This is a genomic window from Moraxella sp. HMSC061H09 (genome assembly GCF_001809255.1).
In the GTDB taxonomy this organism is placed as follows: Bacteria; Pseudomonadota; Gammaproteobacteria; order Pseudomonadales; family Moraxellaceae; genus Moraxella; species Moraxella catarrhalis.
Genome location: NZ_KV796849.1, coordinates 100,444 through 106,489, shown reverse-complemented (window position 1 = coordinate 106,489; position 6,046 = coordinate 100,444). Strand labels below are relative to the sequence as shown.

Genomic DNA, 6,046 nt, shown 5'->3' with positions numbered 1-6,046 from the left:
AAAACCGCCAACAAAGCCATTTTAGCGTACGCATAAACTTATGGTATAATCTGAATATGACACGATCAACACGATCAAAGGGCGTGTTTGCTTGATACCGATTGATAATATCAGTCATGCCAAATCCTGCCCAAGCAAACATAAATAAATCATTCATCCAATCGTCATGAGTGAATTGATTAAATTTAATCGTTAATCATTCGATGTAACCCAAAAAAAGCAAAAGAGCAAACAAGCGTAAAAAAGCAAAATGCCGCACCAATCATCGAACAACCCATTATCATACCATGTCATCAAGTGATACCAAACCATGAACCAATCTGATCACAAGCCAAACCCAGACTTAGCCACTTTTGGCGATGATGAGCTGGGTGAGTACAGTTTAATCCTACCGCCTGCAGGCTGTTGTTTTCATTGTGGGGAAGTGTTGCCCAAAGAGCCGTTTTTTACGACCATATTTGATAAGCCACGCCCCATGTGCTGTTTGGGGTGTCAGCTGGCCGCCCAAAGCATTGTTGAGGCGGGGCTGTCGCAGTATTATCTTGACCGCCGTGAGATTAGCCCAACGGCAAGCTTGCCTGAGGCGATAAATTTTGATGCTTATAATCATGCAGATATCAAAGAGCAGTTTGTGTATGCTGAAAATGGTGGCAGCACCGCTGAGCTTTCGGTTACCAATCTTAAATGCTCAGGGTGTACTTGGCTGATTGAAACTCGCCTTAGGTCGCTTGATGGGGTGAGAGCGTGTCAGGTGAATCTAACACAGCAGCGTATGCGGGTGAATTGGGATGATGGCGTTTTATCTATTGGTGAGATTTTAAAAACGGTTCATTCAGTTGGTTATGACGCCAAGCCTTATCGCCAAGATACGCATGAAGCGATGCTTAAACGACAAAATCAACAAATGCTCATACGGCTAGGCATTGCAGCTTTGGGTGCGATGCAGGCGATGATGTTTTCAATTGGTATGTATTTTGGTGCGTACAGCGGTATTTTGGTTGAGCATCGTGATTTTTTGCGTTATGTTTCGCTGTTTGTTAGCATCCCTGTCTTTTTTTATTCAGGTGTGCCATTTTTTATGTCGGCTTATCACGCACTACGCGCACGACAAATTAATATGGATGTGCCTGTATCGATTGCCTTAATCTTGACCTTTTTTGCCAGTTTATACGCCACCATCATCGGTGCAGGCGAGACTTATTTTGACTCAGTCTCCATGTTCATCTTTTTTTTATTGGCAGGGCGATATATTGAACACAATGCTCGCCTAAAAGCATCAAATATGGCATCAGATTTGGTGGTGATTGAGCCGATATTGGTCACCAAACTTGATGAAGCGTCTGATTTGGTTCAAGCACTTGCCACCGACCAAGCACAAACCGCCATTGATACTTGGCTGGCTACCAAAGGTGATATGGATAAACGCATCAGCCAAATTGGTCAAGATGATAATGCCAAAATTTTGGCCCAAAGTGTCAAAGTCGGTGATGTCATTTGGATTGAATCAGGGTGTCAGATTGTGGCAGATGGCGTCTTATTATCCAAAACGGCAACCGTCTCCCAAAGCCTATTGACAGGCGAGAGCGATTTAATCGTCAAAACTTGTGGCGAAAGATTGGCTGGCGGTTCTCAAAATGATAGCCAGCCGCTATTGATGCTGGTAACCGATGATGTGGATAACAGCCAAATTGCACTCATTGACCGTCTGATGAATCGTGCGATGAGCGAAAAACCCCAAATTGCTCAAGATGCCGATAAAATGGCGCGTTGGTTTGTGGCACGCGTGCTTTTATTGTCGCTTTTGGTGTTTGTGGTTTGGTATTTTATTGATAAGACCCAAGCACTGTGGGCGACGGTGGCGGTTTTGGTGGCAACTTGTCCTTGTGCGTTATCGCTTGCTACCCCAATTGCACTGACCGTGGCAACCAATCGCTTGGCAGGCTTTGGGTTTTTGCCAACCCGTGGTCATACGGTACAAACTTTGGCCAAGGTTAGCCATGTGGCATTTGATAAAACAGGGACATTAACCCTCGGGCAGGCAAATCTTTTAGCGGTGGTGAGCGATTACCCAAACGATGACATTTTGGCACTGGCGGCAGCGTTAGAGATTGGCAGCCGCCATCCTGTTGCCAAGGCGATTTTGACAGCGGCACATGGGCTACATTTGCCTGCTGTTCAAGAGATGAGCCATCATATCGCAGGCGGTGTAGAAGCGGTATCTCAGGGCGTGCGTTATCGTATTGGTCATGCCAGTTTTGTTACCGACCAAGCAAGCGGTCGCCCTGACTTTGACTATGGACGCTATCAAGAAAATCTGGAGGACTATCAAGCCAATATGTCAGTACTGTTATCGGCTTGGCAAGATGGCAGTTGGCGACTGATTGCACGGTTTTATTTTAATGACCCGATTCGTACAGATGCCCATCAGATGATTGAGCAAATCAAATCATCAGGCATGATACCGCTTATGCTGACAGGCGACCCCAACCCCAATGCCCTAAAAGTTGCCAAAACGCTTGGTATTGATCAGGCATATTATGGGCTAACACCAGAGGATAAAGTGTCATACATCAAGCAATTACAACAAGATAATCACATTGTTTTGATGGTTGGTGATGGGATTAATGATGCGCCTGTTTTGGCGGCTGCCAATGTTTCAACCGCCATTGCAGGTGCAGCAGACCTAGCCCAAGTATCAAGTGACAGTGTTCTTTTGGGTGGTCGGCTGTGCTCGATACCCAGAGCTATTCATCTTTCAATCAAAACCCAAGCCATTATCCGCCAAAATCTCAAATGGGCATTGGTTTATAATGCGTTGGTGCTATTGCCTGCAGCGTTTGGCTATGTACCGCCTTGGCTTGCGGCGATTGGCATGTCGTTATCTAGTCTGGTGGTGGTCTCAAACGCCATGCGTATTAAAAAAGCTAAGTAAATTTTTCATCAACCTAAAAAACCACCAAAATATCAGCGTATTTTGGTGGTTTTTAATTAAAATTAAGTTGGTTTTAATGCTGATGGCTTATTCTTGCAACTTATTCTTGCAAATAGCCAATAAGGCGTAAAAATTCGATATACATCCAAACCAATGTGGATAAAATACCGATGCCATACACCCATTCATAGTCTTGTGCCACGCCAAACGCCACGCCTTTTTCAACATTGTCAAAATCAAGCAACAAACTAAACGATGCAATCAAAATCACAAAAATACTAAAGCCGATGGCAACCATGCCCCCATCAAATAATAAAGGCAGGCTAGAACCAAATAGGTGAAAACCCAACTGCACCAAATACAAAATACCAATGGCAATCACTGCCGAGGTTACAATGGCACGCAATTTTTCGGTAACTTTGATAATGCCCGTGGCATACAGCGTCAACATGACAGCAGCGGTGATAAAAGTTGCTGATAATGCAGATAATGGTACGGATGGGTAGTATCGGTACATGATTAGGCTAAATGTACCCAATAGCACCCCTTCAATCAGTGCATAAGGAATGGCAAGCGATTTGGCAAGATGCGGCTTCATGGCACTGGCTAAGCCTACGCCCATGCCAGCAAATACCGAAACTAATGCCATGGCATATAATAGCGATGATGAGACATTGATGGATAAGGCATAAAAAAATACACCAAATCCTGAAACGGCAGCTAAGCTAAGTAAAAAAGCGGTTTTACTGACAACACCACGCACACTCATGGCAACGGCACTGGTGGCAAGTGTTGTACGGCTGATGATAGGGTTTGCCATAGTATATCCTTGTTCAATAAAAATTTGTCAATCTTAACATTAATGACAATGAATAAACCAATTAATTAAACCAATTAATTAAAAAACACAGGAACGATGATAACAAATATCCGTGTTTGGTCACAAATCAGTATCAAAACGGTATTACAACTATTTTGACAGAGCATTAATCAGATGATATAAAAATCTTTGCCTTGATTATCCGAAAACCAAGTAGCTTTGTCAAGTTAAGTCAAGTTAACCATATGCATCTTTTTGTATTCATAATTTTGTATTAATCATTGCAAGGCTTGGCGTGTTTGTTGTGTTGATGGGCGTTTTTTTGGTATGATACGCATTATTTATGATTAAGCCAAGCCATGTCAAATTTTACCAACAATCACCCAAAACGCCCACCATTTCATCGTATTGGTGTGATGGGGCGTGCAGGCAAAGCCAGTATTGTAGAAACGCTAAACGAACTCATTAGACTGCTGAAGATGCGTCATTTATCGATTGTCATTGACGCACAGACAGCGGCCATTGATGGTATTTTGATTGATGGTGAGCATGCAGATGACAGCATCATAATCACACCACGCCACACGATGGGTGAGCAGTGCGATTTGGTCATCGTGGTGGGCGGTGATGGCTCAATGCTTCAGGCGGCGTCTGTGATGGCAGGTACTGGCGTGCCAGTACTTGGTATCAATCGGGGGCGATTAGGGTTTTTGGCGGATATTAATCCAGATGAGCTGACCGAAAAAGTCGGACAGGTGCTTGATGGGCAATATTGGCTGGTTGAGCGATTTTTATTAAAACTTCAAATTATCCAAAATACGACCAATGACAATGCATTGACACAAGTTTTACATGAAGATATTGCGTTAAATGATATTGTCTTACACGCAGGCAAGTCAGTTCACACCATTGATTTTAAACTAAAAATTAATAATAAAGATGTCTATCGGCAGCATGCAGATGGTCTGATTGTCGCAACACCCACAGGCTCAACCGCCTACGCACTGTCAGCAGGTGGGCCGATTATTCACCCAACATTAGACGCCATTTGTTTGGTACCCATGCATCCACACACGCTATCTGACCGTCCGCTTGTTGTTGCTGGCAGCAGCCAAATTATGATTAATATTCATAAAGATAACCGCACACAGCCCATGGTTGGTGCAGATGGTAAGACTTCTGTGCCTTTGGAAAATGACCAAACGCTCATCATCGCCAAACATGATAAGACGCTTTTATTACTGCACCCAAACAGCTATAGCTTTTATGAAGCGTGCCGTACAAAATTACATTGGAATTTATACAGTGAAGAGTTTTCACTGGATTAATTCTCCTTTCATTAATTGGAAAATAACCCATGAATAAACAAGAAATTCTAAACAGTCTAACCCCTGAAATTGTTGATAAATTTCGTACCGCCATTGAGATTGGTCGCTGGGAGAATGGTGAAAAGCTGACCGATACACAGCGTCAAACCTGCATGCAGGCGGTTATGGTCTGGGAACATGAGCATTTACCCATCACAGAACGCACAGGCTACATTCACAGGCCCATCAAAGAAGATGGAACGGTTATCGGTGAGGCATGTGACATTGAGCATGACCACCATTATCCCAATGCTGAGCATGTGGTGAAGTTTAAGAGTTAGGATATTGCCTTAAAAAGGCTCTTTAAGACAGCGATTAACCAATCAACATTGCCTATGCTGATATGGGTGATGTTTATTGGTATGATACTGTTAATCCATAGTTTATTGATTAACAATTATTTACTTAAGACGCACCAATATTTCAATCCCAAATCACCATGCAGCTCAGTCAAATCTAGCAATACCAACGACCCAAGGGCGGTTAAGCCAGCTGTCTTACAAAGCTTATCGGCAGCCACCAAAGTGCCACCTGTGGCAAGCACATCATCGACCAATAAGACATTGGCAGGGTCAAGGTCGCAGCTGATCTCAAGCGTATCACTGCCATATTCCAAACCATAGCTTTCACGGTGGACAGGGGGTGGGAGTTTGCCTGTTTTTCTGATAAGAATCAAACCTTTATCAAGGCGAGCGGCCAAAAGGCTGGCAAGCACAAATCCCCGAGACTCAACCGCAACAAAGGCATCCGTTGCCGCCAGTATGTCACTTGGCAACGCATGAATCAATGCGTCAATCAGCTGATTTAGGTGTCGATTGAGTAGTGGGCTGATATCATAAAACTCAATACCTGCCTTTGGAAAATCTGTTACAGTACGAATATGTGTCCAAAGATTTTGGCTCATACATTTCCTTTCATAGTCATATC

The 6,046-nt window shown here is 43.6% G+C and carries 5 protein-coding genes; 3 read left to right on the top strand and 2 right to left on the bottom strand.

Annotation, left to right across the window (positions count from 1 at the left end; genetic code table 11):
• The first annotated feature begins 310 nt into the window (after positions 1–310).
• The gene (locus HMPREF2573_RS04660) at positions 311–2,932 is read left to right on the top strand and encodes a heavy metal translocating P-type ATPase (protein WP_070472730.1); all 2,622 of its coding nucleotides are present in this window, start codon (positions 311–313) and stop codon (positions 2,930–2,932) included.
• 100 nt (positions 2,933–3,032) lie between these two features.
• Here HMPREF2573_RS04660 and HMPREF2573_RS04655 read toward each other — a convergent pair whose 3' ends face one another.
• A complete protein-coding gene (locus HMPREF2573_RS04655) occupies positions 3,033–3,752 on the bottom strand; it encodes a Bax inhibitor-1/YccA family protein (protein ID WP_064605009.1) in 720 nt (239 codons plus the stop codon).
• 359 nt (positions 3,753–4,111) lie between these two features.
• On the opposite strand from HMPREF2573_RS04655, the gene HMPREF2573_RS04650 reads away from it, so the two are divergent.
• Positions 4,112–5,080: an NAD(+) kinase gene (locus tag HMPREF2573_RS04650; protein ID WP_064624191.1), complete on the top strand. Its 969-nt coding sequence runs from the start codon at positions 4,112–4,114 to the stop codon at positions 5,078–5,080.
• Positions 5,081–5,109: 29 nt separating this feature from the next.
• Positions 5,110–5,400, top strand: coding sequence for a YeaC family protein (locus tag HMPREF2573_RS04645; protein WP_064641992.1), 291 nt, complete (start codon positions 5,110–5,112; stop codon positions 5,398–5,400).
• 116 nt (positions 5,401–5,516) lie between these two features.
• Here the strand turns inward: HMPREF2573_RS04645 and HMPREF2573_RS04640 are convergent, their stop codons facing one another.
• Complete coding sequence (locus HMPREF2573_RS04640; RefSeq protein WP_064605005.1) at positions 5,517–6,023, bottom strand: adenine phosphoribosyltransferase; 507 nt, start codon at positions 6,021–6,023, stop codon at positions 5,517–5,519.
• Positions 6,024–6,046: the final 23 nt, after the last annotated feature.

Coding starts and splice junctions, on each gene's coding strand:
- HMPREF2573_RS04660 (WP_070472730.1), top strand. CDS start 311: ATGAACCAATCTGATCACAAGCCAAACCCAGACTTAGCCACTTTTGGC.
- HMPREF2573_RS04655 (WP_064605009.1), bottom strand. CDS start 3,752: ATGGCAAACCCTATCATCAGCCGTACAACACTTGCCACCAGTGCCGTT.
- HMPREF2573_RS04650 (WP_064624191.1), top strand. CDS start 4,112: ATGTCAAATTTTACCAACAATCACCCAAAACGCCCACCATTTCATCGT.
- HMPREF2573_RS04645 (WP_064641992.1), top strand. CDS start 5,110: ATGAATAAACAAGAAATTCTAAACAGTCTAACCCCTGAAATTGTTGAT.
- HMPREF2573_RS04640 (WP_064605005.1), bottom strand. CDS start 6,023: ATGAGCCAAAATCTTTGGACACATATTCGTACTGTAACAGATTTTCCA.